Annotated in this window: 19 protein-coding genes; 8 read left to right on the top strand and 11 right to left on the bottom strand. The window is 73.7% G+C overall.

Going from position 1 to position 22187, the window contains the following annotated elements; genetic code table 11:
• Window positions 1-50 precede the first annotated feature (50 nt).
• Genes ACFY01_RS33390 through ACFY01_RS33380 form a run of 3 tightly spaced genes read right to left on the bottom strand, consistent with a single transcriptional unit; the run spans window position 51 to window position 3331 of the window.
• A complete protein-coding gene (locus ACFY01_RS33390; protein WP_390739499.1) occupies window positions 51-1433 on the bottom strand; it encodes a PTS transporter subunit EIIC in 1383 nt (460 codons plus the stop codon).
• A 15-nt stretch (window positions 1434-1448) separates the two neighbouring features.
• Window positions 1449-2384 (bottom strand): N-acetylmuramic acid 6-phosphate etherase, encoded by a 936-nt coding sequence (gene murQ / locus ACFY01_RS33385; RefSeq protein ID WP_390739498.1) that lies wholly within the window; start codon window positions 2382-2384, stop codon window positions 1449-1451.
• 50 nt (window positions 2385-2434) lie between these two features.
• Window positions 2435-3331, bottom strand: coding sequence for a MurR/RpiR family transcriptional regulator (locus tag ACFY01_RS33380; protein ID WP_390739497.1), 897 nt, complete (start codon window positions 3329-3331; stop codon window positions 2435-2437).
• Window positions 3332-3386: 55 nt separating this feature from the next.
• On the opposite strand from ACFY01_RS33380, the gene ACFY01_RS33375 reads away from it, so the two are divergent.
• Together ACFY01_RS33375 and ACFY01_RS33370 are read left to right on the top strand one after the other, a co-directional pair.
• A complete protein-coding gene (locus ACFY01_RS33375) occupies window positions 3387-3770 on the top strand; it encodes a hypothetical protein (protein WP_390739496.1) in 384 nt (127 codons plus the stop codon).
• A gap of 7 nt (window positions 3771-3777) precedes the next feature.
• On the top strand, window positions 3778-4044 hold the full coding sequence (locus ACFY01_RS33370) for a DUF4031 domain-containing protein (RefSeq protein WP_390739495.1): 267 nt from the start codon (window positions 3778-3780) through the stop codon (window positions 4042-4044).
• A 6-nt stretch (window positions 4045-4050) separates the two neighbouring features.
• Here ACFY01_RS33370 and ACFY01_RS33365 read toward each other — a convergent pair whose 3' ends face one another.
• Both ACFY01_RS33365 and ACFY01_RS33360 read right to left on the bottom strand, forming a co-directional pair.
• Window positions 4051-5154, bottom strand: a complete 1104-nt coding sequence (locus ACFY01_RS33365) for a GNAT family N-acetyltransferase (protein WP_390739494.1) — start codon at window positions 5152-5154, stop codon at window positions 4051-4053.
• A gap of 28 nt (window positions 5155-5182) precedes the next feature.
• Complete coding sequence (locus ACFY01_RS33360; protein WP_390739493.1) at window positions 5183-5827, bottom strand: hypothetical protein; 645 nt, start codon at window positions 5825-5827, stop codon at window positions 5183-5185.
• Window positions 5828-6306: 479 nt separating this feature from the next.
• Between ACFY01_RS33360 and ACFY01_RS33355 the strand changes: the two genes are divergently transcribed.
• On the top strand, window positions 6307-6999 hold the full coding sequence (locus ACFY01_RS33355; RefSeq protein ID WP_390739492.1) for a copper homeostasis protein CutC: 693 nt from the start codon (window positions 6307-6309) through the stop codon (window positions 6997-6999).
• Between the two features lie 8 nt (window positions 7000-7007).
• Here the strand turns inward: ACFY01_RS33355 and ACFY01_RS33350 are convergent, their stop codons facing one another.
• The 3 genes from ACFY01_RS33350 to ACFY01_RS33340 all read right to left on the bottom strand — a co-directional run bounded on the left by ACFY01_RS33350 (window position 7008) and on the right by ACFY01_RS33340 (window position 13323).
• Window positions 7008-10772, bottom strand: coding sequence for an NACHT and WD repeat domain-containing protein (locus tag ACFY01_RS33350; RefSeq protein WP_390739491.1), 3765 nt, complete (start codon window positions 10770-10772; stop codon window positions 7008-7010).
• Window positions 10769-11140, bottom strand: coding sequence for a hypothetical protein (locus ACFY01_RS33345; protein WP_390739490.1), 372 nt, complete (start codon window positions 11138-11140; stop codon window positions 10769-10771). Before ACFY01_RS33345 ends, ACFY01_RS33350 begins: the two co-directional genes overlap by 4 nt.
• A 134-nt stretch (window positions 11141-11274) precedes the next feature.
• Complete coding sequence (locus ACFY01_RS33340) at window positions 11275-13323, bottom strand: HelD family protein (RefSeq protein ID WP_390739489.1); 2049 nt, start codon at window positions 13321-13323, stop codon at window positions 11275-11277.
• 290 nt (window positions 13324-13613) lie between these two features.
• Between ACFY01_RS33340 and ACFY01_RS33335 the strand changes: the two genes are divergently transcribed.
• Entirely contained in the window at window positions 13614-13796 is a 183-nt protein-coding gene (locus ACFY01_RS33335) for a hypothetical protein (protein ID WP_390739488.1), read from the top strand.
• Between the two features lie 36 nt (window positions 13797-13832).
• On the top strand, window positions 13833-14969 hold the full coding sequence (locus ACFY01_RS33330; protein ID WP_390739562.1) for a glycosyltransferase 87 family protein: 1137 nt from the start codon (window positions 13833-13835) through the stop codon (window positions 14967-14969).
• A gap of 25 nt (window positions 14970-14994) precedes the next feature.
• Here the strand turns inward: ACFY01_RS33330 and ACFY01_RS33325 are convergent, their stop codons facing one another.
• On the bottom strand, window positions 14995-16638 hold the full coding sequence (locus ACFY01_RS33325; RefSeq protein ID WP_390739487.1) for a DNA repair helicase XPB: 1644 nt from the start codon (window positions 16636-16638) through the stop codon (window positions 14995-14997).
• A gap of 173 nt (window positions 16639-16811) precedes the next feature.
• Between ACFY01_RS33325 and ACFY01_RS33320 the strand changes: the two genes are divergently transcribed.
• A complete protein-coding gene (locus tag ACFY01_RS33320) occupies window positions 16812-17372 on the top strand; it encodes a hypothetical protein (protein ID WP_390739486.1) in 561 nt (186 codons plus the stop codon).
• Between the two features lie 18 nt (window positions 17373-17390).
• On the opposite strand, the gene ACFY01_RS33315 is transcribed toward ACFY01_RS33320, so the two are convergent.
• Window positions 17391-19922, bottom strand: coding sequence for a helicase-associated domain-containing protein (locus ACFY01_RS33315; protein WP_390739485.1), 2532 nt, complete (start codon window positions 19920-19922; stop codon window positions 17391-17393).
• A gap of 216 nt (window positions 19923-20138) precedes the next feature.
• Here ACFY01_RS33315 and ACFY01_RS33310 point away from each other — a divergent pair, with 216 nt between their 5' ends.
• Together ACFY01_RS33310 and ACFY01_RS33305 are read left to right on the top strand one after the other, a co-directional pair.
• A complete protein-coding gene (locus ACFY01_RS33310) occupies window positions 20139-21137 on the top strand; it encodes a hypothetical protein (protein ID WP_390739484.1) in 999 nt (332 codons plus the stop codon).
• 54 nt (window positions 21138-21191) lie between these two features.
• Complete coding sequence (locus tag ACFY01_RS33305; RefSeq protein WP_390739483.1) at window positions 21192-21821, top strand: HAD family hydrolase; 630 nt, start codon at window positions 21192-21194, stop codon at window positions 21819-21821.
• A 5-nt stretch (window positions 21822-21826) separates the two neighbouring features.
• Here ACFY01_RS33305 and ACFY01_RS33300 read toward each other — a convergent pair whose 3' ends face one another.
• Window positions 21827-22081 carry a hypothetical protein gene (locus tag ACFY01_RS33300; RefSeq protein ID WP_390739482.1) on the bottom strand — a complete coding sequence of 85 codons (255 nt, stop codon included), beginning with the start codon at window positions 22079-22081 and terminating at the stop codon, window positions 21827-21829.
• Window positions 22082-22187: the final 106 nt, after the last annotated feature.

The following is a 22187-nucleotide window of genomic DNA, read 5'->3' as shown; positions in this document are numbered from 1 at the left end:
CGCCTCTCCATCGGCTCGACCGCGCGGCGGACGCCGACGGCCACTGCCGACTATAGGAACCTCCGGTCAGCGGCCGGCCTGACGGCCACGTACGTCGCCAGGAAGCCCACCGTGTACCCGGTCAGCAGACCGCCCGCGTAGATCGCCGCCGTCAGGGCCGGGCTGCGGTTCCCCGCGAGCAGCGGGAACAGGGCCCAGCCCGAGGGTCCGATCGCCGTCGCGCCGACCCGGTCGCCCAGCATCGCGAAGAACCCGACGAAGCCCCCGCCCGCCGCCCCGCCCACGCAGGCGGTCAGGAACGGCCGGCCCAGGGGGAGCGAGACGCCGTAGATGAGGGGTTCGCCGACGCCCAGCAGGCCCGCCGGGAGCGCCGACCTGATCGTCGTGCGCAGGGAGGTGTCGTGGCGGAGGCGGACATACACCGCGAGGGCCGCGCCGACCTGCCCGGCGCCCGCCATGGCGAGGATGGGCAGCAGGACCGTGTAGCCCTGCTGTTCGATGAGGGTGGTGTGGATGGGGATCAGGGCCTGGTGCAGGCCCAGCATGACCAGGGGGAGGAAGAGGCCGCCCAGGACCAGTCCGGCGAACGCGCCGGTCGTCGTCAGCAGCCAGTCGGCCGCCGTGCCGATCGCCGCCGACACGACGCCGGCCGCGTACATCAGCCCGTAGAGCGTCACCAGCCCGGCGGTCAGGACGGTCACGGTCGGGGTCAGCAGTACGTCGAGGGCGCCCGGCACCCGCCCCCGGCACCACCTCTCCACGTACGTTCCCAGCAGTGCCGCCGCCAGCGCGCCGAGCACCCCGCCCTGGCCGGGTGCCAGGTGCACGCCGAACGCGGTCACCTTCGCCACGCCCGGGTACACCACCACGGCCGCCACCGCCCCGCCGAGCACCGGCGTGCCCCCGAACTCCTTCGCCGTCTGGTAGCCGACGAACACCGCGATGAGCGCCATGAACGCGGAGGCGATGGCGGCGAGGGCGGGGGTCAGGCCCGGTAGCCACCCGGCGTTCGTCAGCAGCCCGACCAGGCCGGCGAGGATGCCGCAGCCGATCAGCGCGGGGATGAGCGGGACGAAGACGTTCGCGATCCGGCGCAGGGCGGCCTTGGCCGGGGTCGCGTTGCGCCGGCGTCGCCACTCCCGCAAGTCGGCGCCCAGGGAGGCCAGTTCCTCGGCCCGCGTGCGGGGCGCCAGCAGCGCCTCGAACCGTGCCGCGACCTCCGTCACGGCTCCCGGGCCCAGCACGATCTGGTACGTGTCGTCGTCCACCACACCGAGGACGCCGGGCAGCGCCCGCAGCGCCGGCTCGTCCACCAGCGACCGGTCGGCGAGACCCAGCCGCAGCCGGGTCACGCAGTGGGCGACGGAAGTGACGTTCGCGGGGCCGCCGACCAGGGGGAGGAGGGCGACGGCGGTCTCGTTCGAGGTCTGCACACCCCGAGCGTGCGGTCAGCCGGCCGCCGCCGCCAGCGCGGCGCGCAGATGGCCGCCGGACTCCTCCAGAAGGCGGGCGGCCGTCGGGCCGTCGACACCGGCCAGGAGGACGAGGATCGCGTTCTTCACCTCGCCGCCGGTCCGGGTGAGCGCCTTCTCGATCTCCTCGTCCGCCGCGCCCGTGGCCAGCGCGACGATACGGTGCGAGCGGGCCCGCAGCTTGTCGTTCGAGGCCCGTACGTCGACCATCAGGTTCCCGTAGGTCTTGCCCAGCCGGATCATCGTGATCGTCGACAGCATGTTCAGGACCAGCTTCTGGGCGGTGCCCGCCTTCAGACGCGTGGAGCCGGTGATCAGCTCGGGGCCGGTGACGACCTCGATGCCGTGGTCGGCCGCCGCCGCGAGCGCGCTGTCCCGGTTGCAGGACAGACCGACGGTCAGGGCGCCCTGGGCGCGGGCGTGTTCCACGGCGCCGATCGCGTACGGGGTGCGGCCGGAGGCGGAGACGCCGACCACCGTGTCCTCGGGGGTCAGCTTGAGCGCGTCCAGGTCGCGGTGCGCGAGCTCCTTGGAGTCCTCCGCGCCCTCCACGGAGGTCACCATGGCGTCCGGGCCGCCCGCGATCAGGCCGACGACCCGGTCGGGGTCGGTGTTGAAGGTCGGCGGGCACTCGGAGGCGTCCAGCACACCGAGCCGTCCGGCGGTGCCCGCGCCCGCGTACACCAGGCGGCCGCCGCGCCGCATGCGGTCGGTGACGGCGTCGATCGCGGCCGCGATCCGGGGCAGCTGCTCGGCGACGGCGGTGGGCACGGCGGTGTCCTCGCCGTTCATCAGGCGGGCGATCTCCAGGGTGGGCAGCCGGTCGATCTCGGCGAGCTCCGGACGGAAGGCCTCGGTGGTCAGGGACGCCAACTGGGCGCGCAGGTCACGGGGGCGGGAGGTGGAGGTCATGGGGGCAGCTCTTTCCAGTGCGGGGCGGTACAGCTTCCCAGGGCCCGGCTCTATCGTGATCCGCTCCGGTGCCTGTGGGCCAGCGCCTCGTACGAGGCGGCCAGCGCCGGCGCCGCCGTCTCGTAGGTCCGCTGGGCGACACCGACGAACAGACAGTCCACCACGAGGAGCTGACCGGTCCGGGACGACATGGCCGCCGGCCGCAGTTCGCTCTCCCGTGCGGTGGACGTGGTCAGCACGTGGTCGGCGTACTGGGTGACCGCGCTGTCCGGGCGGCCCGTCACGGCGACGGTGGTCGCCCCGCGTTCGAACGCGACCCGCAGCGGCTCTATGACGTCGCCCGTCGAACCGGAGTGCGTGATCGCGATCGCCACGTCCCCCGCCCGCAGCTGCACGGCGTTGGTGACGGCGAGGTGGGGATCGCTGTGCGCGTGGGCTATGAGCCCTATCCGCAGCAGCTTCTGGGTGAGGTCCTGCGCGACGAGCCCCGACGCGCCTATCCCGTACACGTCGGTCCGCCGGGCCCCGGCGAGCGCGGTCACGGCGGCGCCCAGCTGCACGGTGTCGAGGCCGGCGGCGGTGTCGGCGAGGGTCTGCTGCTCGTCGTAGGCGAGCTTGGCGACGACATCGGCGATCGGGTCGTCGACCGCGATGTCGGTGGTGATGGCGGGCGCACGTCCGGACTGCTGCTGGGCGGCGAGGCCGGCGAGCGCGAGGCGCAGGTCGCGGTAACCCGGATAGCCGAGCAGGCGGGCGGTGCGTACGACCGTGGCCTCGCTGGTGCCGGTGAGCTCGGCGAGGCCGGTGACCGTGAGGGCCGCGCAGCCCGCCGGGTCGCTCGCGACGGCCTCGGCGACGCGCTGCATGGAGCGGGTCATCGACGGGGCGAGCGTGCGGACCTTGGCGGCCAGGGCTCCCCCGAAAATTTCCTTCACGTCCTGGGTCACCCCTGAAAGATATTTTCGGCTCGGTGTCCCGGTCAAGAGTGCGCACAATGGGTTCATGGACCCCATCAGCCCCCTGGAGCAGGCCCTGCATGCCGCCCGCGCCCTCGTCCTGGCCGACCTGGTCGCCGGTGACGTGGCGGAGGCCGACGTCGTCTCGCTGGTCGAGGAGTCCGTCGTGCAGCGGCGATGGTGGGTCGAGCAGTGGCCGGAGGGGGCGAGTTATGTGGCCGGGCTGGTCGCGCAGGACGTACAGGACGCGCTCCTCGACCGGTACGGGCGCTGGCCGCTGTGCCCGGTGTGCGGCCACGGCGACCCGCACGCGCTGGACGTCGAGCCGGAACTGGGGCCCGACCCGCACTGGGTGTGCCACAAGGCGGGCGTGAAGGTCGCCGCCGTGGGGGCGCTGGGGTCGGCGACGGGCGGGGAGCCGCCCTCGTGAGGCGCCCGTGACCGTCTACATCGATCCCCCGGCCTGGCCCGGGCACGGGCGCATGTGGTCGCACCTGGTGAGCGACGTCTCGTACGACGAGCTGCACACCTTCGCCGCGGAACTGGGCGTGCCCCGGCGGGCCTTCGAGCGCGACCACTACGACATCCCCTCCCACCGGTACGCGGACGCCGTACGGGCCGGGGCGGTGGAGATCAGCAGCCGCGAGGTGGTGCGGCTGCTGCACAAGTCGGGGCTGCGCGTACGCAAGCACCGCCGGGCTTAGGTGCCCTCAGGCCCGCCGCAGATACAACTGGAGCACGCTGTCCATGTCGTCCTGCTCGCGGGCCGTCCGCTCCTCCTCCACCGTCGCCCGGTCGTAACCGCACCGGGTGACCACGGCCTGCGAGGGAAGGTTCTCCCGGTCGACGGTGGCCATCAGCAGCCGTACGTCGTCCCGGGCCAGCGCCCACTCCGACAGGGCGCGCAGGGCTTCGGTGGCGTAGCCCTGGCCGCGGGCGGCCTCGACGAGGTCGTAGCCGACCTCCGCGCGGCCGTCCTCGTCCGGGGCGCCGTGGAAGCCCATGCCGCCGACCGCGCGGCCGTCCTCCCTGCGGACGAGCGCGAACAACCCGAACTCCGGCCGGTGCACGCCCGATTCGTACGCCTTGACCACCATCCCGGCGGCCTCCCGCGTGCCCTGGAACGGTCCGCCGTCCAGCCACTCGAAGCCGCCGTCGCCGCCCAGCCGCAGATCGCGGGCGGCGGCGGGCCGGACGCCGACCAGGGTGAGGCGTTCGGTGGGGATGACCAGGTTGTTGCGCCAGCGCCACTCGGTGACCGGGGCACGGCCCGGCAGTTCACCCCGGCCCGTGGCCCACAGCAGGGTCGGCCAGGCGGCCGGGCCGGGCTGGACGTGCGGGAAGAGCCAGGTCAGGACGGACTCGGCCAGCTCCTCGGACGGCTCGTAGGCGAGCCCCAGGGCCTGGGCGATGTCATGCGTGTGCAGCAGCACCTCGGCGACGCCCATCGCGGCGAAGCCCTCGCGGTCGGCGCTGCGGAAGGGGTAGGGGTGGAAGGCGCGGACCTCGCGCGGGGCGGTGCGGACGGCGGCGGCGAGCAGGGCTCCGCTCGCCTCGATGACGTGCAGCAGGCCGGTGTTGTCGGTGCCGTCGTCGAGGGTGATCTCGAAGGGTACGTAGTCGTCCTGGGCGCGTCCCGCCAGGTTGGCGGCGTATGCGACGAGGTCCTCGGCGATGTGGAACGCCGTCTGGTGGCAGCTCCACTCCAGCCCCGCGGCCTGCACGCCTTGCCAGTCCCGCTCCACCGCCGGCCGCAGCGCCGCCACGCAGCCCGCGACGGCCTCTTCCACCTGATCCCCACCTATGGCACGCATGGGCCGCACACTAGGCGCGCCGAGCCGCTCAGGTCGACAGCATTTCCAGCTCGCCCGCGAGGTTGTAGCGGGCCGTAGCCTCCCACTTCTCCTGCCCGTACGGCGTTCTGAACAGCCTGGGAAGATCCAGGAGTTGGCGCAGGATCGCGGCCCGGCCCGTGCGGAAGGCGTCGCTCGGCACGAAGTGGTACTCCTCGCGGACGGCGGCGGTGTACGCGGCGTACGCGGAGGGCGGCGCGGCGAGGACCGCCAGGTCGGCGTCGCACAGCACCTGGCCGTCGCGGTCGTCGTCGGCGGGGTCGTGGGTGACGGTGAGCCTCACCAGCCGGGCGACTTCTGTGGTCTTTCCCGCCGGGACTCCGGCCTCGGGGAGCGCGCGCTCGGCGAGCCGGGCCGAGCGTTCCTCGTTCTCGGAGCGGTCGGGAAGATAGACGGCGTCGTGGAACCAGGCGGCGAGGCGTACGACGTCCGGGTCGGACGCGTACTCCTCCAGCGCGTCGATGTGGTCGAGGACCGCGGTGAGGTGCGTGAGCGTGTGGTAGTGGCGCTGCGGCTCCTGCCAGCGGGCGAGGAGGCTGTCGGCGTACGGCTCCGGCGCGGGGCCGCCGCCGGGTGCGCGGGCGCCGTCCAGGGCGCGGGCGAAGCGGGCGCGGAGGGCGTCGAGATCGGCCATGGGGTCATTGTCCCGCGGCTGCCGCGCCGCTCCGCTCCGCCGCCGTGGGGGGTTCGCCCCCGCCGCCCCTACCCTTCCCGTCCCCAGGGGCTCCGCCCCTTCGACCCCGCCAGGGGCTCCGCCCCTGGACCCCGGGGGTTTCCCACCCACCCACCCATGACGGCCGACTGGGAGGTTGCCGCCCCTGGGGCTCCGCCCCAGACCCCGGCGGGGCTCCGCCCCTGCACCCCGGCGGGGCTCCGCCCCTGCACCCCTCGCGGGGACTGCGTCCCCTGCACCCCGGCGGGGCTCCACCCCCTGCACCCCGGCGGGGCTCCGCCCCTGCACCCCTCGCGGGGCTGTGCCCCCGTACCCCCTGGCGCCTCGGCCTGGCTGCGGCGCCGGGGACGCCCTCGCGGGGCGGTGGGTTTTCGACGTACTCTGAGATTGGACTAGACCTGTAGCCGCCAGGGTGCATCGACGGAAGGGGTCCGATGAGTATGAGCACGCGTGCGGTCCTGGAGGTGATCGCGCTCGATCCCGAGGACGCGATCGCCGCCCAGGCCGGAGGCGCGGACCGGCTTGAGCTGGTTACCGACATGGCCGCTGACGGGCTCACCCCGGCGGCTCGGACCTTCGCCGGGATTCGTGCCGCCGTCGATCTCGACCTGCGTGTGATGCTGAGGCTCGCCGACGGGTTCGCGGCGGGGGACGTGGATCGGCTCGTACGCGTGGCGGGGGAGTTGCGGGCTGCCGGGGCCGACCAGTTCGTGCTCGGCTTCCTCGGTCCGGACGGCGGCGTGGACATCGAGGCCGTGGAGCGGGTCGTAGGTGAACTGGACGGCTGCCGCTGGACCTTCCACCGGGCCATCGACCGTGCCGCCGACCGCGCCGCCCTGCGCAAGCAGCTGGCCGACCTGCCCGGCCTGGACTGCTACCTCACCGCCGGTGCCGCCTCCGGGGTGGACGACGGTCTGCCCACGTTGCTCGCCGAGGCCGGGCGGAGCGGCGAGCCCGGGTACGGGCAGCGTCTCCTCGTCGGGGGCGGCCTCCGCCTCGACCATGTGCCGGCCCTGCTCGCCGCGGGGATCGACGGCTTCCACATCGGGGGAGCGGCCAGACCGGGAGGCTGGGGCGAGCCGGTGTCGGCGGCGGCCGTGGCTCGGTGGCGGCGGGTCGTCGACGGCCTCTGACCGTCTCCTCATCGGTGGGCGCACGGCGGGGCGTAGGGGAGTTGCGGGATGTATGTGTGCCAGAGGGCGGGCGTCAGCAGGTCGCCCGTCGCCCGGCAGACGTAGTCGACGGCGGCCCGGGTGGTGAAGGGCAGGACACGTACGTCGTACACGCCGTCGCCGATGAAGAGTTGGCGGCCGTCCGGGGAGAACACGATGGCGTTGACGTAGTTGGCGACGACGGTCACAGGCATCCCGTAGGGCCGTGCGTGTGCCCGGTCGTGGATGTCCCAGAGCCGGATCGTCCCGTCGAAGCTGCCGCTGACCAGGGTGTTTCCGTCCGGGCTTACGGCCAGGGTGTAGACGGTGTCCGAGTGACCGGTCAGGGGTGGGCCGGTCGGCCGGGGGGCGGCGCGGTCGCTGAGGCTCCACAGGCGGATCGTGCCGTCGCCGCCGCCGGTGGCGAGGGTGTGTCCGTCCCGGCTGAAGACGAGGCTGAACATCGGGTCCGCGCTGACGTGCTGCGGCGCTCCCAGCGCACGGGGGCGCGCGGGCCGGGCGATGTCCCAGACGCGGAGCGTGCCGTCGTACGCGACGGCGGCGAGTGTGCGGCCGTCCGGGGCGATGGCCAGGCGGTTGATCCGGCCCGCGTGCGTGTCCAGCGGCGACCCGAGGGGTGCCGGATGTGACGGGTCGGAGACGTCCCACAGCCGTACCGTGCCGTCGACGTCGCCGCCCGCGAGGGTGCGCCCGTCCGGGGTGAACGCGGTGACCAGGAAGTTGTCCCGTGCACTCGTCAGCGGCTTGCCCAGGGGCCTGGGCCGGGCCGGCGCGGTGACGTCCCACAGCCGGATGTCCCGCCCGGCCGCGACGGCGAGCACCCCGCCGTCCGGGCCGAAGGCGACCCAGTTGACGTACGGTGTGCGGCCACGGATCGACGCGTCGACGAGATTGGGGCGGTCCGGGTTCCGGACGTCCCAGAGCCGGACGGTGTTGTCCTCGGAGCCGGAGGCGAGGAGATGCCCGTCGGGGCTCAGGGCGACGGTGTCGACATAACCGGTGTGCCCGGTGAGGACGGTGCGCGGGATGGTCCACAGCCGGACGGTGTGGTCTGCGCCCGCGCTGGCCAGCATGGTGCCCTGCGGGTTGAAGGCCAGTGACTGCACATGTCCGGTGTGGCCGTTCAGGGCGGCGGTGAGGTTCTGGACGTTCCTGGGGTCCGTCACGTTCTCGAGCCAGATGTCGTCGTCGTCCCCGCCGAAGGCCATGAGATGGCCGCTGTGGGAGAAGGCGACGGTGTTGACCACGTTGTTGCTGTACGCCTTGCCCAGCGCGGCAGGCCTGGCGGGGTGCGTGACGTCCCAGAGGTGGGTGGTCTGGTCGCTGCCGGCCACGGCCAGGGTACGGCTGTCCGGGCCGAAGGCGACCGACTGGGCGGAGCCCGGGTTCCCGGCCGCGAAGGCGATGTCGGACGTCCGGCCGAGAGCTGACGGGTGTCGCCGGTCCGCCACCTTCCACAACCGCACCGTCGCATCGCTCCCGCCGGACGCCAGCAGCTTTCCGTCCGGGCTGAAGGCCACTCCGTTCACCTCGTCCGACGAGCCCTTGAGCGGTTTGCCGAGGGACTTCGGGTGCGCGCGGTCGGCGGTGTCCCACAGGCGGATGCGGCCGTCGTGTCCCGCCGCCGCCAGGACGTGTCCGTCGGGGCCGAAGGCAAGTGTCTTCACGGCGCCGTCACCGCCCCGCACTGCCATGACCGGGTGCCGGGGGGCGCGTACGTCCCACAGGCGGACGGTGCCGTCGTCGCCGGCGGCGGCGAGGAGGCGTCCGGCGGGGCTGAAGTCGAGCGCCCGTACGGCTCCCCGGGGGCCGCGCAGCGAGGCGCCGAGCAGGGTAGGCCGGCCGGCGCGGGCGGTGTCCCACAGCCGGATCGTGCCGTCGCTGCCCGCGCCGGCCAGCAGCCCGCCGTCCGCACTGAAGTCCACGGCGTTCACCCGGCCGTTGTGACCGGTCAGCACGGTGGCCAGAGCCGTGTTCTGGGCGCCGAGCAGGCGGGTCCCGGTCGACTCGGCCGGGCTCATCCGCTGCGCGACCAGGTCCAGTTGGGCGGCCAATGACGCGTCGGTCGCGCGCACCTGATCGGCCTCGGCCCTGATCTCGCCGAGGATCGCCGTGTTGCGTTCGTGCTGTGCCGTGTCGGCCTGCTGGAACGCCAGCGCCGCGGAGAGCGCGGCGAGTACGGCCAGCGCGGTCAGCCCCGCGATGACCCCCTGCCGGATCCGGCGCGCGCGCCGCCGCTGCCGTACCGAGGCGGCCAGAAACGCGGACACCACCGGATCGAGCTCGCCCGTCTCCTCGTCCCCGGCCAGCGCACAGGCCTCCTCCAGCCTCCCGCCCCGGTACAGCAGACCGGGGTCGCGGCCCGCCTCCTCCCAGGCGGCGGCCGCGTCCTCCAGCCGCTGGCGGGCCATGTACTGGGCGCGGTGCGCGTCGATCCACTGCCGCAGGCGCGGCCAGGCCTGCAGCAGCACCTCGTGGGTGATGGTGACCGTGTCCTGTTCCCGGGTCAGCAGCCGTCCCCGGGTGAACGTCTCGATGACCCGGGCCGCTTCTTCGGAACGCGCGCCGTGGCCCACCAGTTCGGCGTACCGCACGGGGCGGCGCGTGTCGTCGGTGCCGTCGCCGAACTTGACCAGGCGCAGGAACACGGACTGTGCCGTCTGCCGCGCCGGCGGATCCAGCCGGTCGAACCAGCGGTCCGCCTCCGCCGACAGGCTGTGCGCGATACCGCCGGTCGACTCGTAGCCGTCCACGGTGAGGACGTGGCCCGCCCGGCGCACCCAGGTGGCCCGCAGCGCGTGGGCGAGCAGTGGCAGCCTTCCGATCTCGTAGGCGGCGGATTCGTCCGCGTCCGCGCTCCCGTCGTCCGCCTCGGCCGCGCCGAGGTCGCGCAACAGCACCTGCACGAGGCCCGGTTCGACGTCCAGCCCGACCGCGCGGGCGGGGTGCAGGATGGCCTCTCGGACGCCGATACGGGACAGCGGCCCCACCATCACCTGGTTGCGTTCCACCGCGTCGAGGAGCCCCGGATGGGTGGCGCACTGGGTGTAGAAGTCCGAGCGCAGGCCGAACACGACCAGGGCGGCGGGCGGTTCGCCGTCGGGGCCTGCCTCCGCCAGGCCCATGACCGCGTCCAGGAACTCCCGCCGCTCCCGCTCGTCGGCGCACAGCGTGAACAGTTCCTCCAGCTGGTCCACGACCAGGACCAGGCGGTGTTCCCCGGCCGTCCGGCCGCTCTGCGCCGGGAGCGTTCCGCCCGTCACCTCCGGCAGGCGGGCGGTGAGGACCGCCATGGGATGGGCGGTCGGTGTCAGCCACACGCGGAGCCAGTGCGCCGAGCCGGGCAGGGCGCCGCGCGCGAGCTCGGCCAGGAGTCCCGCTCTGAGCAGCGAGGACTTCCCGGCCCCGGAGGGCGCGACGACGACAAGGGCCCCGCCCACCGCGAGGCTGGCGTCCAGCCGGATCAGCAGCTTGGCCACCAGCGCGTCCCGGCCGAAGAACCACTGGGCCTGTTCGGTGCTGAAGGCGGCCAGGCCGGGATACGGGCACTCCTCGGAGATCTCGGCGGCGCGGACCCGGCGGGCGCCGCGCACGCCGTCCTCGTAGTGCACGTGCAGGTCCCGCTCCGACGAGTACAGATCCCGGCGCGCCTGGTAGATCCGGGCCCGGTCGGAGGCGTGCGCCTCCAGCCGGATCTCCTCTCCGGACGCGGGCTGTCTGCCGGCGGTGCTCATGGCCCGTGGATGTGCTGGTCACGGCCGGACTGGTACACCCGGCCGTGTCCGGATGCCTCGGCCCGGAACTCGTGCGAGCCGGTCCGGGCGCCGCTCTCGTGGCCGAGGAGCGGGGCGATCTCCTCCTCGATCAGCCGCCGCAGCCCGTCCACCAGCGCGGGGTCGTCCCGCAGCAGTGCGGTCAGCCGGGACCCCCAGGCCGCGACCACGTGCGACTCCGCGTCCTCGTCCCCTGCCCGGCGGGCCGTCAGCACCCGGTCGCGGGACTCCACGAGCGCCGCGTCCACCCGGCCCGCCTGACGTGGACGCACCCGACGCCACCAGGTGACGAGGGCCGCGCGGGCCTGTTGCCATGCGTCGGTGGTCATGGCCCCCACCAAGGCCGTGGCTGCCGACGATACGATCTCATCCATCGCCATCAACCTCGTTATGTCCTGCTTATTACTAATGTACTCAACAGGGCTGATATCAAGCGAATTTGTTGAAGCGGGAAACAGTCGCGCTAGGCCAGCTGCTCCGGCAATGCGGCCGTGTGGGTGACGATCAGGCCAGACACCGCTCGGGTCAGGGTCACGTACAGGCGGCGCAGGCCCGTGCGTTCGTCCGGTTCGCCGTCGACCACGGCCTGGGGCTCGTCGAGTACGACGTAGTCGTACTCCAGGCCCTTGGCGAGTGAGGCGGGGACCAGGGTGAGGCGGGTGTCCGCCGTCGTCTCCTCGCCCGGGGACAGGTAGGTGATCCCGGCCTCGGTGAGCGCCTCGGTGAGGGCGGGGATCCGGGCGTCGGCGGCGATCAGGCCGGTCGAACCCTCGTTGCGGAGGAGTTCCTCGCACGCGGCGACGACGTCGGCGGTGCCGTCGGTGGCGCGGACTTCGAAGAAGCCCGGGTTCTCGCGGACCGAGGCGACCGGGGTGAGGCCGGGGGCGATGTGCGGCAGCAGCCGCGAGGCGTAGGTGATGACGTCCGTCGGGACGCGGAAACCGGCGGTCAGTTCCTCCACCACCCCGTCCGTCTTGCCGAGGTGGGCGAGGGCCTCGTCCCAGCTCCGGGTCGCCCATGGGGTGGTGCCCTGCGCCAGGTCGCCGAGGACGGTCGCGGAGCCGGTGGTGCAGCGGCGGCCGACGGCCCGGTACTGCATGGGGGACAGGTCCTGCGCCTCGTCGAGGACGACGTGCCCGAGCGAGTGCGTGCGCTGCACGAGGTCCGTCGCCTCGTCGATCAGCACCGCGTCCGCCGCCGACCACCTGGCCGACTTCACGCTGCGTACCGGCTTCGACCACAGGATCGTCTTCTGTTCGCCCTCGTCGAGGATCCCGTCCGCGTGCGCGGCGAGGAAGTCGGGATCGGTGAGCAGCCGTAGGACGAGCTTCGCCGGTTCCACCGCCGGCCAGACCTCCTTCACCGCCGCCTTCACCGCGCTGTTGCGGGCCACCGCGTCCTGCACCCGGTCGTCCGGGGCCTCGCCCGAGCGCTCCATCTGCACCAGCACCGCGTGCGCGACGCGCTGCGGCAGGGCCTCGCGGGCGGCGCCGTAGCGGATGTCGCGGTCCAGCAACTCGCGCACCAGGGATTCGAGTTCGTACGCCGGGACGCGCCAGCGCCGGGAGCCTCGCACCACGACCACCGGCTCGGTGGGCATGGTGACGTGCGAGTAGAGGGCCCTTCTCAGGACCTCCGCCATCCGCGCGTCACCCTTGACGAGCGCCGCCGCCGCGTCGTCGGTGCCGCGCACCTCGACCTGGCCCACGAGGTCGTCGACGGTGGCCTGCCGGACGGCCAACTCGCCGAGCGCCGGGAGCACTTGCTCGATGTAGTGCAGGAAGGACCGGTTCGGCCCGATGACCAGGGTGCCGGTGCGGGCGAGCCGCTCCCGGTGGGCGTAGAGGAGGTATGCGACCCGGTGCAGGCCCACGGCCGTCTTCCCGGTCCCCGGCCCTCCCTGCACGCAGACCGTGCCGCCGAGCCCGCTGCGGACGATCTCGTCCTGCTCCGGCTGGATCGTGGCGACGATGTCGCGCATCGGGCCGACGCGCGGGCGCTCGATCTCCTGCTGGAGCAGCTTGCTCGTCGCGGCGGCCCCCGATGGATCAGCGGGGTCGGAGAGGTGCTCGTCCTCGTACGCCGTGAGGTCGCCGCCGGTGTACCCGAAGCGGCGGCGCAGCCCGATGTCCATCGGGTCCTTCTTGGACGCCCGGTAGAACGGCTGCGAGACCGGCGCGCGCCAGTCGATGACCATCGGGTCGCCGTCGGCGTCGTGCACATGCCGCCGCCCGATGTAGAACTGCTCCCCCTCGGCGCCCTCGGCCTGTTCGGCTCCGGGGGCGTGCAGATAGTCGAGGCGGCCGAAGAACAGCGGGGTGCCGCTGAGGTCGGCCAGCGCCTTGATGCGCTCGTCGATCTGGCGGGCGAGCACCTCGGCGTTCACCCAGTTCGCGGTGACGTCCTTGATGTCGAGCGACTCCACGTCCTCGCGCATGGCGCGCAGGGCGGCACGGGAGGCGGCGAGGTGGGAGCGTTCCCGGGCGAGGGGGTCGTGGGCGGGCGTGGACAAGGGGGTGCCTCCGGAGCCGGGCCTGCTGGGCGCGTGTGTGTGGTGGGTGCGTGTGCGTGGGTGCCGAGCGGTTTCCGGCCGGACGGCGGCACTCCGTGAGGAGGCGGGCAAGAGCGAAGATTGTAGTGAGGGCGGCTCGGCGGTCGCCAATCCTTTTCCGTCCCCTAGGGGGGTCGTACTCCGGGCCTAGGGGAGGGGTGGCGAGGTCCGACCACGGGTGGACCGAAACATGCCCGGGATCGGGCCTTGGGGCCGATGCGATCCCTGTGTCCGGGTTCCACCATGGAGACATGAGCGCAGCAACCATCCACCCAGCCCCCGCCCGGCCACCGGCCGGAGCCACAGCCGTCGACGGCGTCCCCCACCACCGCCTGGGCGACGCACTCCGTGCCGTCAAGGTCTTCGTGAGCGCGGCGTTCAACGTCGTCGTCCTCGGCGAGTACGGCGAGGAAGCGGGCATACGCCACAGGTGACCGCATAAGTTCATCGCCGTGCCAAAACGGTCGGTGATGTCCTGCGTCCTCCTCGTCGTCTCCCTCTCCTCCCTCACCGTCCTCTGCCTCTGGCAGCGCGTCCCGATGGCCGACGCGCTGGTCTACCGGGCCGAGGGCGAGGCCGTCGCCCACGGCGGCGACCTCTACGGCCTCACCGTCACCGAATGGCATCTGCCGGCGACGTATCCGCCCTTCGCGGCGGTCCTGTTCGTCCCCACGACCTGGATCCCCGTCCCGGCCCTCAAGCTCACCTTCCTCGCGGGCAACGCGCTCCTGCTCGGCTGCCTCGTCACCCTCTCCGCCCGCCTCGCGGGGCGCACCCCGTCCCCGTCCGCCGTCCGCACCGCCACGGCACTCGCCCTCTGGCTCGAACCGGTCTTCCAGACCCTCGTGTTCGGCCAGATCAACCTGGCGATCATCTGCCTGACCCTGTGGGACCTCACCCGGCCGGCCGGCGCCCGGGCCAAAGGGGCCGCCGTGGGCATCGCGGCCGGGATCAAGCTCGTGCCCGCCGTGTTCATCGCCTGGCTGATCGTGCGCCGACGCCACCGGGAGGCCGCCACGGCGACGGCCGCACTGACCGCGACCGTCCTGCTCGGTGCCCTCGCGCTGCCCGCCGCCAGCGTCGACTTCTTCACGCGCCGCCTCTACGAGACCGGCCGCGTCGGCAAACCCTGGATCATCGACAACCAGTCCCTGCAAGGCCTGATCGCGCGGGCACTGGGCGACCCGGCCCCCGGCCCGGCCTGGCTGCTCCCGGCGGCGGCCCTCGGCGTGCTCGGCCTGTGGCTGGCGGCCCGCGCCCCCGAGGACCGCTGGGGAATCCTGCTGACCGCCTTCACCACCCTGCTCGTCTGCCCCATCAGTTGGTCACACCACTGGGTGTGGTGCGTGCCTCTCATCGCCGTACTCCTGGCGGAGGGCCGCGCCCGCCTCGCGGCGATGACGACAGCCGTGTTCACGGTCCGCACGATGTGGCTGGTACCGCACCAGGGATCCCTGGACCTCCGGCTCCCCTGGTGGCAGCAGCCGGCGGCGGCGCCGTATCCCCTGCTGGGCCTGGCCCTGCTCGTGCTGTGCGCCCAGTCGCGCACCACGACCCCGGGGGACGAGTACGCGCACACACGCACCGGTGTTCCCCGCGGGGCTTGACCGACCGCTGGCCCCGGGCGCCGGTTCAGCCTCCGGCCAGGAGCTCGTCCGCGTCCACGATCCGGTACGCGTAGCCCTGCTCCGCCAGGAACCGCTGGCGGTGGGCGGCGAAGTCCTGGTCGAGGGTGTCGCGGGCGACGACCGAGTAGAAGTGCGCCTGGTGGCCGTCGGCCTTCGGGCGGAGCACCCGCCCGAGGCGCTGGGCCTCCTCCTGCCGGGAGCCGAACGTCCCCGACACCTGGATGGCGACGGTCGCCTCCGGCAGGTCGATGGAGAAGTTAGCCACCTTCGACACCACCAGCACGCTGATCTCGCCCTCCCGGAACGCGTCGAACAGCTTCTCGCGCTGCGCGTTCGAGGTCTCCCCCTTGATCACCGGCGCGTTCAGGTGCTCGCCCAGCTCGTCGAGCTGGTCGATGTACTGCCCGATGACGAGGATCTGCTGCCCGGCGAACCGCCGCACGATCGCCTCGGTGACCTTCCGCTTGGTCTCCGTCGTCGCACAGAAGCGGTACTTCTCCTCCGTCTCGGCGGTCGCGTACGCCAGCCGCTCGGAGTCCGTCAGATTGACCCGGACCTCGACGCAGTCGGCGGGCGCGATGTACCCCTGCGCCTCGATCTCCTTCCACGGCGCGTCGAACCGCTTCGGCCCGATCAGGGAGAACACGTCCGACTCCCGGCCGTCCTCCCGTACCAGCGTCGCCGTCAGCCCGAGCCGCCGCCGCGCCTGGAGGTCGGCGGTGAACTTGAAGACCGGCGCGGGCAGCAGGTGCACCTCGTCGTAGACGATCAGACCCCAGTCCCGGGAGTCGAACAGCTCCAGATGGGGGTAGACGCCCTTCCGCTTCGTGGTCAGCACCTGGTAGGTCGCGATGGTGACCGGCCGGATCTCCTTGCGGGTACCGCTGTACTCGCCGATCTCGTCCTCGGTCAGCGAGGTCCGCTTCACCAGCTCGTGCTTCCACTGCCGGGCGGAGACGGTGTTCGTGACGAGGATCAGCGTCGTCGACTTGGCCTCCGACATCGCCCCGGCCCCCACCAGCGTCTTCCCGGCGCCGCAGGGCAGCACGACGACACCGCTGCCGCCGTGCCAGAAGTTCTCCACGGCCTGCTTCTGGTAGGGCCTGAGCGCCCACCCTTCCTCGGCCAGCTCGATCGGGTGCGCCTCACCGTCCACGTACCCGGCGAGGTCCTCCGCCGGCCAGCCCAGCTTCAGCAGCGTCTGCTTGATCTGCCCGCGCTCGGAGGGATGCACGACCACGGTGTCCGGGTCGATCCGGGCGCCGACCAGCGGAGCGATCCGCTTGGACTTCAGCACCTCCTCCAGCACCGGCCGGTCGGTGGTGGTGAGCACCAGCCCGTGCGCCGGGTGCCTGGTCAGCGTCAGCCGCCCGTAGCGGTCCATCGTCTCGGCGATGTCGACGAGCAGCGCGTGCGGCACCGGATACCGGCTGTACTGCACGAGCGCGTCCACGACCTGCTCGGCGTCGTGTCCCGCCGCGCGCGCGTTCCACAGCCCCAGCGGCGTCACCCGATAGGTGTGGATGTGCTCCGGCGCCCGCTCCAGCTCGGCGAACGGCGCGATGGCCCGACGGCAGTCGCCTGCCCGCTCGTGGTCGACTTCCAGGAGCAGGGTCTTGTCGGACTGGACGATCAGCGGACCATTCACGTACGTCATTCCTTCCGCATGGACCAAACGTCCAGTGTGCCGCACCGGGCCCCGAAACGGGGGCCCGCTCCTTCCCGGACCGCTTGCCGCGCAACTGCACGCACCGTTCGGATGTCTCACCACGTGAGCGGCGGCGCGGTGTGCGCGGGCGCGGGGCGGTGAGGAGTTCGCGGATGTCGGGACGCAGATGGGCGACCGGGGTGGGAGCCGTCGTGGTGCTGGCCGTCACGGGCACCTGGGCGATGCGGCCGGCGGACGTCGACACAGGGCGGCCGGCGGACGTCGACACCCGGCTGTGGGGCGAGGTACGGCCGGTGATCGAGGCCCGCCTCGTGGCGGAGGCGCACGGCAGCGGCTACGGCGAGGCCGTGCCCGGGCTCGACGCCCGCTGGTTCTGCCGCGCGGAGCCGCTCGGCCTGGAGGAGCACGGGAACGTCGTACGGGCGGGCGTCGACACGCTGTGCGCCGAGTACGCAGTGCACGGCCACACCCTGGTCGAGTGCGGCGGCGGGCACGTCCCGCAGGTGGTGCGGCTGGCCCGGGACACGGACGGCCGCTACCGGGTCGTGTCCCGGGAGGAGGCCCCCGACGGCGCGGGAAACGCCCAGTGGACGAAGGCACACCTCGGGGTCTTCGCCTCGTCGCTCGACGACTCGATGCCCTCCGCCGCCCTGGAGACCGCCGCCCGCACCCACTTCGGCCTGGCCGCGGACGCGCCCGTCGGGGACTGCTGAGACCGACGGCCGGTCCGGTCAGTCGTCGGCGAGCTCCGCCACCCCCGTCACCCGGTGCAGCGGATACGTCCGCACCTCGTCCGCCGTGTGGTCGTACGCCGTCACGAAACCGCCCTCGACCCGGATCGGGGCGATGACCCGCTGACTGGCGGTGCCCTCGGCGTTCACATAGCCGATCCAGAGGGCCTCGCCGGTGAGGACGGCCGCCTGCATGGTGGCGAGGGTCTCGGCGGAGCTGGTGCGGGGCAGGTCGCCGTCGGAGACCGGAGTGCCGGCGGCGGGCTTGCGGGGGGCGGTGGCGGCGAGATCACCCGCGCGGATCGCCCGGATCGCGGCCGACAGCAGAGTGCCGTCGGGCGGCGGCGGGCCGTCCGGAACCGGCTCCGGGGCGGTGCGCGGCGGGGTGCGGTGGGCATGGGCGCGGGTGATCAGCACATCGCCCTCGGCGGACTCGGCGGCCGGGGCGAACCCCATCCCGCGCAGGCCCTCCAGCAGCGTCGCCGGATCGGCCTGGGCCGCCAGCACCGTCGGCGCCAGCCGGCGCAGCCGCAGGGCCGCCGCCCGCCGGTCGGCGAGGATCTCGCTCAGCAGCGCGTCGTCGTCGCAGCGCACATAGGCCGACGCGGCCCCCACCCGCAGATGCCCGTGCTTACGGGCCACGTCGTCGATCAGATAGGCGAGCGGCTGCGGCACCGGCGTACGGGAGTGCGCGGCGAGGAAGGCATGCAGGTCGGAGGCCGCACGCCCGGCGTCCAGGGCACGCCGCACCGAGGCCGGTGTGAACCGGTAGACGGTGGCACCCCCCTTGGACTCCACGTCCGCGAGCACACCCAGCATGTCGGCGAGCGGCCGCTTCAGCGGGCCCGGCGCCACCGCCGTCAGGTCGGCCTGGAGCAGCACGTGGTCCAGGGGCTCCGGGAGCAGCGGGGCGAGCACCCGGGCGGCGGCGGCCGTGGCGACGGCCTGCTCGGCCGCGGACAGGGGCTCCCGGACGGCCGGCTGGTGATGACGGTGATGCACGGGCAGCTTGTCACCCGGCCCGGCGGGCGCCTCCCCGGCCGGGTGCGGAGCCGGCGCCCCGATCAGGGCACGCCCGTGCCCGGACAGCGCGCCCCGGCCCGTCACCCCGAGCAGCTCCGCCTCCGACAGCGTCCACGAGGCCAGCCGGGACCGCAGATCGTCGTCCCGCTGCGGCCCGCGGAGCGGCCGCTCCCAGCGCAGCCGCTCCAGCACGGCCTCGGCGGACGGCGCCCCGCCCGCGGGCAGCCCCGCCAGCAGCGACAGCACCCGGTGCCGCACCTCGGGTGCCGCCGACCGGTCGAGACCGGGCCCCAGCGCCGACAACGTACGGTCCTTCGCGTCCCGCCCGCCGATCACCCCCGGCGTCCGCGTCACCGCCAGCCACGTCTCGGCCAGCCGAGCCCAGCGCTCGGCCGGGGGCCGCTCCAGCCACTCGTCGTACGCCGGGGTCGGCGCGAACCGCTCATCCGCCTCACCGTCGGAGGCCAGCAGCCCCGCCGCGTAGGCCAGCTCGACCCAGAACGCGGCGACCGGCTCGGCCACGTCCAGGGCGACGGCCGTCCGCTTCAGGTCCCGCACGCTCAGGCCCCCGGCCCGCAGCACCGCGGGCCCGCCCTCGTCCCAGTCCTTCAGCAGCTCCTCGACGGTGGCCAGCGCGGTGTACGCCTGCCCCGCCGCCGTCGCGTCCACCATCTCGGGCCGGTGCGACGAGGCCGGCTCCACGGCGGGCGGCACCGGCTCCGGGGCCCGGTGGGCGCGGCCCGCACGCAGATGCAGGGCGACCTCCCGGGGCAGCACGACCGTGCCGGGCGCCGTCGGCAGCAGCAGGCCCCGGTCGAGCAGCCAGCGCAGCCGGGCCGCCGGATCGGCGGTGACCTGCCCGTACGGCGGCCCCCACACCAGCCGGTCCAGCACCTCCAGCGACTCCGCGGGCGCCTGGTCCAGCAGCGCCGCCATCCGCTCCCGGTCCGTGAACAGGGCGGTCAGCGCGGCCACCGCGGACACCGAGTCATGGGTGGTCGGCAGCCCCGCGGTGGTCACGATCTCCTGGATCCGCCCCGGCGACATCCCCGACGTCGCCTCCTGCACGGTCGGCCCCAGCCCCGTCGGCGACGGGTGCTGCGCGGACGGCGCGAGCAGCTCACGGGCGGTCCGCACCAGCCGCAGCCGGTCGTCGCCGCCCCACACGAGGGCCTGCTCGCGCAGGACCCCCAGGGCGCGGGGCAACGCCGCCGTGACGACCGGATCACCGGCGTCCCCCGCCATCAGCCCCAGCACCTCGTCGTACGTCGCCGGATCCGCGGCCACGGCCAGTGCTTCCGCCGTCTGCAACGCGAACCGGTCCAGCCGCTCCAGCGCCCGCAACACCGAGGCCCGCGTCCCCGCCCGCGTCGCCAGCTGCGTCAGGTCGGTCGGCACGGGCGTGATGAGATCCGGCCGGGCGCGCAGCAGCCCGGCCAGGGACGCGTCGTCACGCCCACGGAGCGCTTCCGCGAGGGAGCGGGGCGCCGGGCGGTCCTCGGTGCTCATCTGCCCCACGTTAGCGGGTGGGTACGACGGTGGCCCCGGTCCGCACACTCACCCCGGTCCGTATCACTCAGCCCGTCCGGCGTTTGAGGACGAGGCCCGTTCAGGGCCGAAGCGGGGGTCTGGGGGCGGCAGCCCCCAGCGGGCGGCCACTGCACCCCGCCGGCACGCGGTACCTTCGACCCGGGGAAATAACGGCCGAACCCCCGGAGGGACTTCGTGGGGATTGAGAGCGACCAGGTCGTCTACGAATACCTGAGCCGCGTCGGCGACGTGGCCCAGCAACGCCAGTTGCCGTCATCCGCGCGGATGCGCCTCGTGACGGAGCTGCGCAACGAGATCGACCGGCACCGGGCGAAGACCACGGTGGACAGTCCCGCCGCGGTCCGCCGCATCCTGGACCGTCTCGGCACCCCGGACGAGGTCGTCACGGCGGCGGGCGGCACCGCCGGGACCCCCGAGGCGCCGCCCGCCGCGGTGCCCGTACAGCGGGACGGCGAGGAAGGCACGCGGCCGAAGGGACCGAAGGGCCTGCGCCGGGTCGTACCGCGCCCGCGCCCGCCCGAGCCGGCCCCCGCCCCGCCCTCACCCGCCGCCTCCCCGCCGCACCTGGCGGGCACGGACGAGCTCGGCGACAGCGCCGCGCAGCCCGACTGGTGGCGGCTGGACAGCGGCCCCTTCGGGGCGGGCGACAGCGTCCCGGGTTTCGTCGGCGGGGTGGAGATCCCCGAGCTGCTCAAGCCGCCGCCGAGCCTGGAGAAGGAACCGGCCAAGGAACCGGCGAAGGAGTCGGCGGCCGCCGAAACCGCCGGTGACACGGTGGCCGCCGAGGACCCCGCCGTCCCCGCCCGGCGCCGTGGGCTCCCGCTGCCCCGCCCCGCCGCAGGCTGGACCAACCCGCTCCTGCTGCTGGCCGCCGCCGCCCTGGTGGCCGGGGCGGTCATGGGCAACCCGTTCGTGCTGATCCTGGGCTGGCTCATCGCGTACGGCTCCCGCCGGCTCACCCCGGCGGAGAGCAAGTGGGCCGTGATGGGCGTGCCGGGCCTGGCGCTCGCGGCCGGCCTGGTCTGGCTCTGGGGCCGCGACAACGGCCGCTGGGGCACCCCCATCGCCCAGGGCCACATGAACGACGCCCTCGCCGAGACCTGGCCGTGGGTGGTGCGCGGCGCGGCCGTGGCCTCGGCGCTGTTCCTGGTGTGGCGCTCGCAGAGACGGTGACGGTTGCCCAGCTCACAGTCCCGGCGGGCCTGGGTGCCGTACCGCCTGGGCACAATGGCCCATATGACCTCACGCCCGCTGACCGTCGGCTTCGACCTCGACATGACCCTGATCGACTCCCGCCCCGGCATCCGGGCCTGCTACCAGGCGCTGTCGGAGCGGACGGGGACGTACATCGACGCCGACCTGGCGGTGACCCGGCTGGGGCCTCCGCTGGCCGACGAGCTGATCAACTGGTTCCCGGCCGAGCAGATCGCGCCGATGAGCGAGCTGTACCGGGAGATGTACCCCACGATCGCCATCGCCGCGACGCCCGCGCTGCCGGGCGCCCGCGAGGCCATCGACGCGGTGCGGGAGGCCGGCGGACGGACGCTCGTCGTCACCGCCAAGTACGAGCCGAACGCCAAGCTGCACCTCGCCCACCTCGGCATCGAGCCCGACGCGGTCGTCGGCGACCTGTGGGCCGAGCAGAAGGCGGGGGCGCTGCGTGAGCACGGCGCGGGCGTCTACGTCGGCGACCACGTGGGTGACGTACGCGGGGCGCGTACGGCGGGCGCCCTGTCCGTGGCCGTGGCGACGGGTCCGTGCGACGCGCAGGAGCTGCGCGCGGCGGGCGCGGACGTGGTCCTCAAGGACCTGACCGAACTCCCGGCCTGGCTCACGGAGTACCGCCAGGCCGCCTAGGGCCCCTAACGCGGAGCGGCCTCCCGGGCCTGTCGCCGCCCCGCCGCGACCGAGCGGAGCACGCCGGCGCCCGCGACGAGGAAACCGACGCCCATCAGCATGCACAGGCCGTACATGAACGCCGGAAATGGTTTCGCGCCGAGGAAGAGCGGGGCCACGGTGACCAGAGTGGCCACGGCACCGATGAAGAACACGACCGCACCGGCGCGGATCAGTCCGTCACCGGGTGCGGCGGAATTCGTTTGGGTTTTGTCACGCACCCGACCAGGGTAGTTCCCAGCGCGAAGGAACAACCGGGCGACGTCTTGTCAGCCGCCCCAAGACCATTAGCCTTGGTACCGGCGGGTCATGGTCGACCCGCCCCAG

Origin of the sequence: Streptomyces sp. NPDC001480 (assembly GCF_042894725.1) — a bacterium.
In the GTDB taxonomy this organism is placed as follows: domain Bacteria; phylum Actinomycetota; class Actinomycetes; order Streptomycetales; family Streptomycetaceae; genus Streptomyces.
The sequence above is the reverse complement of the archived record's forward strand: the minus strand, read 5'-3'. Positions and strand labels throughout refer to the sequence as shown.

What these genes read in the sequence shown, in the direction of transcription:
- ACFY01_RS33375 (WP_390739496.1), top strand. Translation starts at nt 3,387, where the DNA reads ATGGACCCCATCAGCCCCCTGGAGCAGGCCCTGCATGCCGCCCGCGCC.
- ACFY01_RS33305 (WP_390739483.1), top strand. Translation starts at nt 21,192, where the DNA reads ATGGCCCATATGACCTCACGCCCGCTGACCGTCGGCTTCGACCTCGAC.
- ACFY01_RS33330 (WP_390739562.1), top strand. Translation starts at nt 13,833, where the DNA reads ATGTCCTGCGTCCTCCTCGTCGTCTCCCTCTCCTCCCTCACCGTCCTC.
- ACFY01_RS33345 (WP_390739490.1), bottom strand. Translation starts at nt 11,140, where the DNA reads ATGACCACCGACGCATGGCAACAGGCCCGCGCGGCCCTCGTCACCTGG.
- ACFY01_RS33360 (WP_390739493.1), bottom strand. Translation starts at nt 5,827, where the DNA reads ATGGCCGATCTCGACGCCCTCCGCGCCCGCTTCGCCCGCGCCCTGGAC.
- ACFY01_RS33365 (WP_390739494.1), bottom strand. Translation starts at nt 5,154, where the DNA reads ATGCGTGCCATAGGTGGGGATCAGGTGGAAGAGGCCGTCGCGGGCTGC.
- murQ (WP_390739498.1), bottom strand. Translation starts at nt 2,384, where the DNA reads ATGACCTCCACCTCCCGCCCCCGTGACCTGCGCGCCCAGTTGGCGTCC.
- ACFY01_RS33350 (WP_390739491.1), bottom strand. Translation starts at nt 10,772, where the DNA reads ATGAGCACCGCCGGCAGACAGCCCGCGTCCGGAGAGGAGATCCGGCTG.
- ACFY01_RS33335 (WP_390739488.1), top strand. Translation starts at nt 13,614, where the DNA reads ATGAGCGCAGCAACCATCCACCCAGCCCCCGCCCGGCCACCGGCCGGA.
- ACFY01_RS33355 (WP_390739492.1), top strand. Translation starts at nt 6,307, where the DNA reads ATGAGCACGCGTGCGGTCCTGGAGGTGATCGCGCTCGATCCCGAGGAC.
- ACFY01_RS33315 (WP_390739485.1), bottom strand. Translation starts at nt 19,922, where the DNA reads ATGAGCACCGAGGACCGCCCGGCGCCCCGCTCCCTCGCGGAAGCGCTC.
- ACFY01_RS33320 (WP_390739486.1), top strand. Translation starts at nt 16,812, where the DNA reads ATGTCGGGACGCAGATGGGCGACCGGGGTGGGAGCCGTCGTGGTGCTG.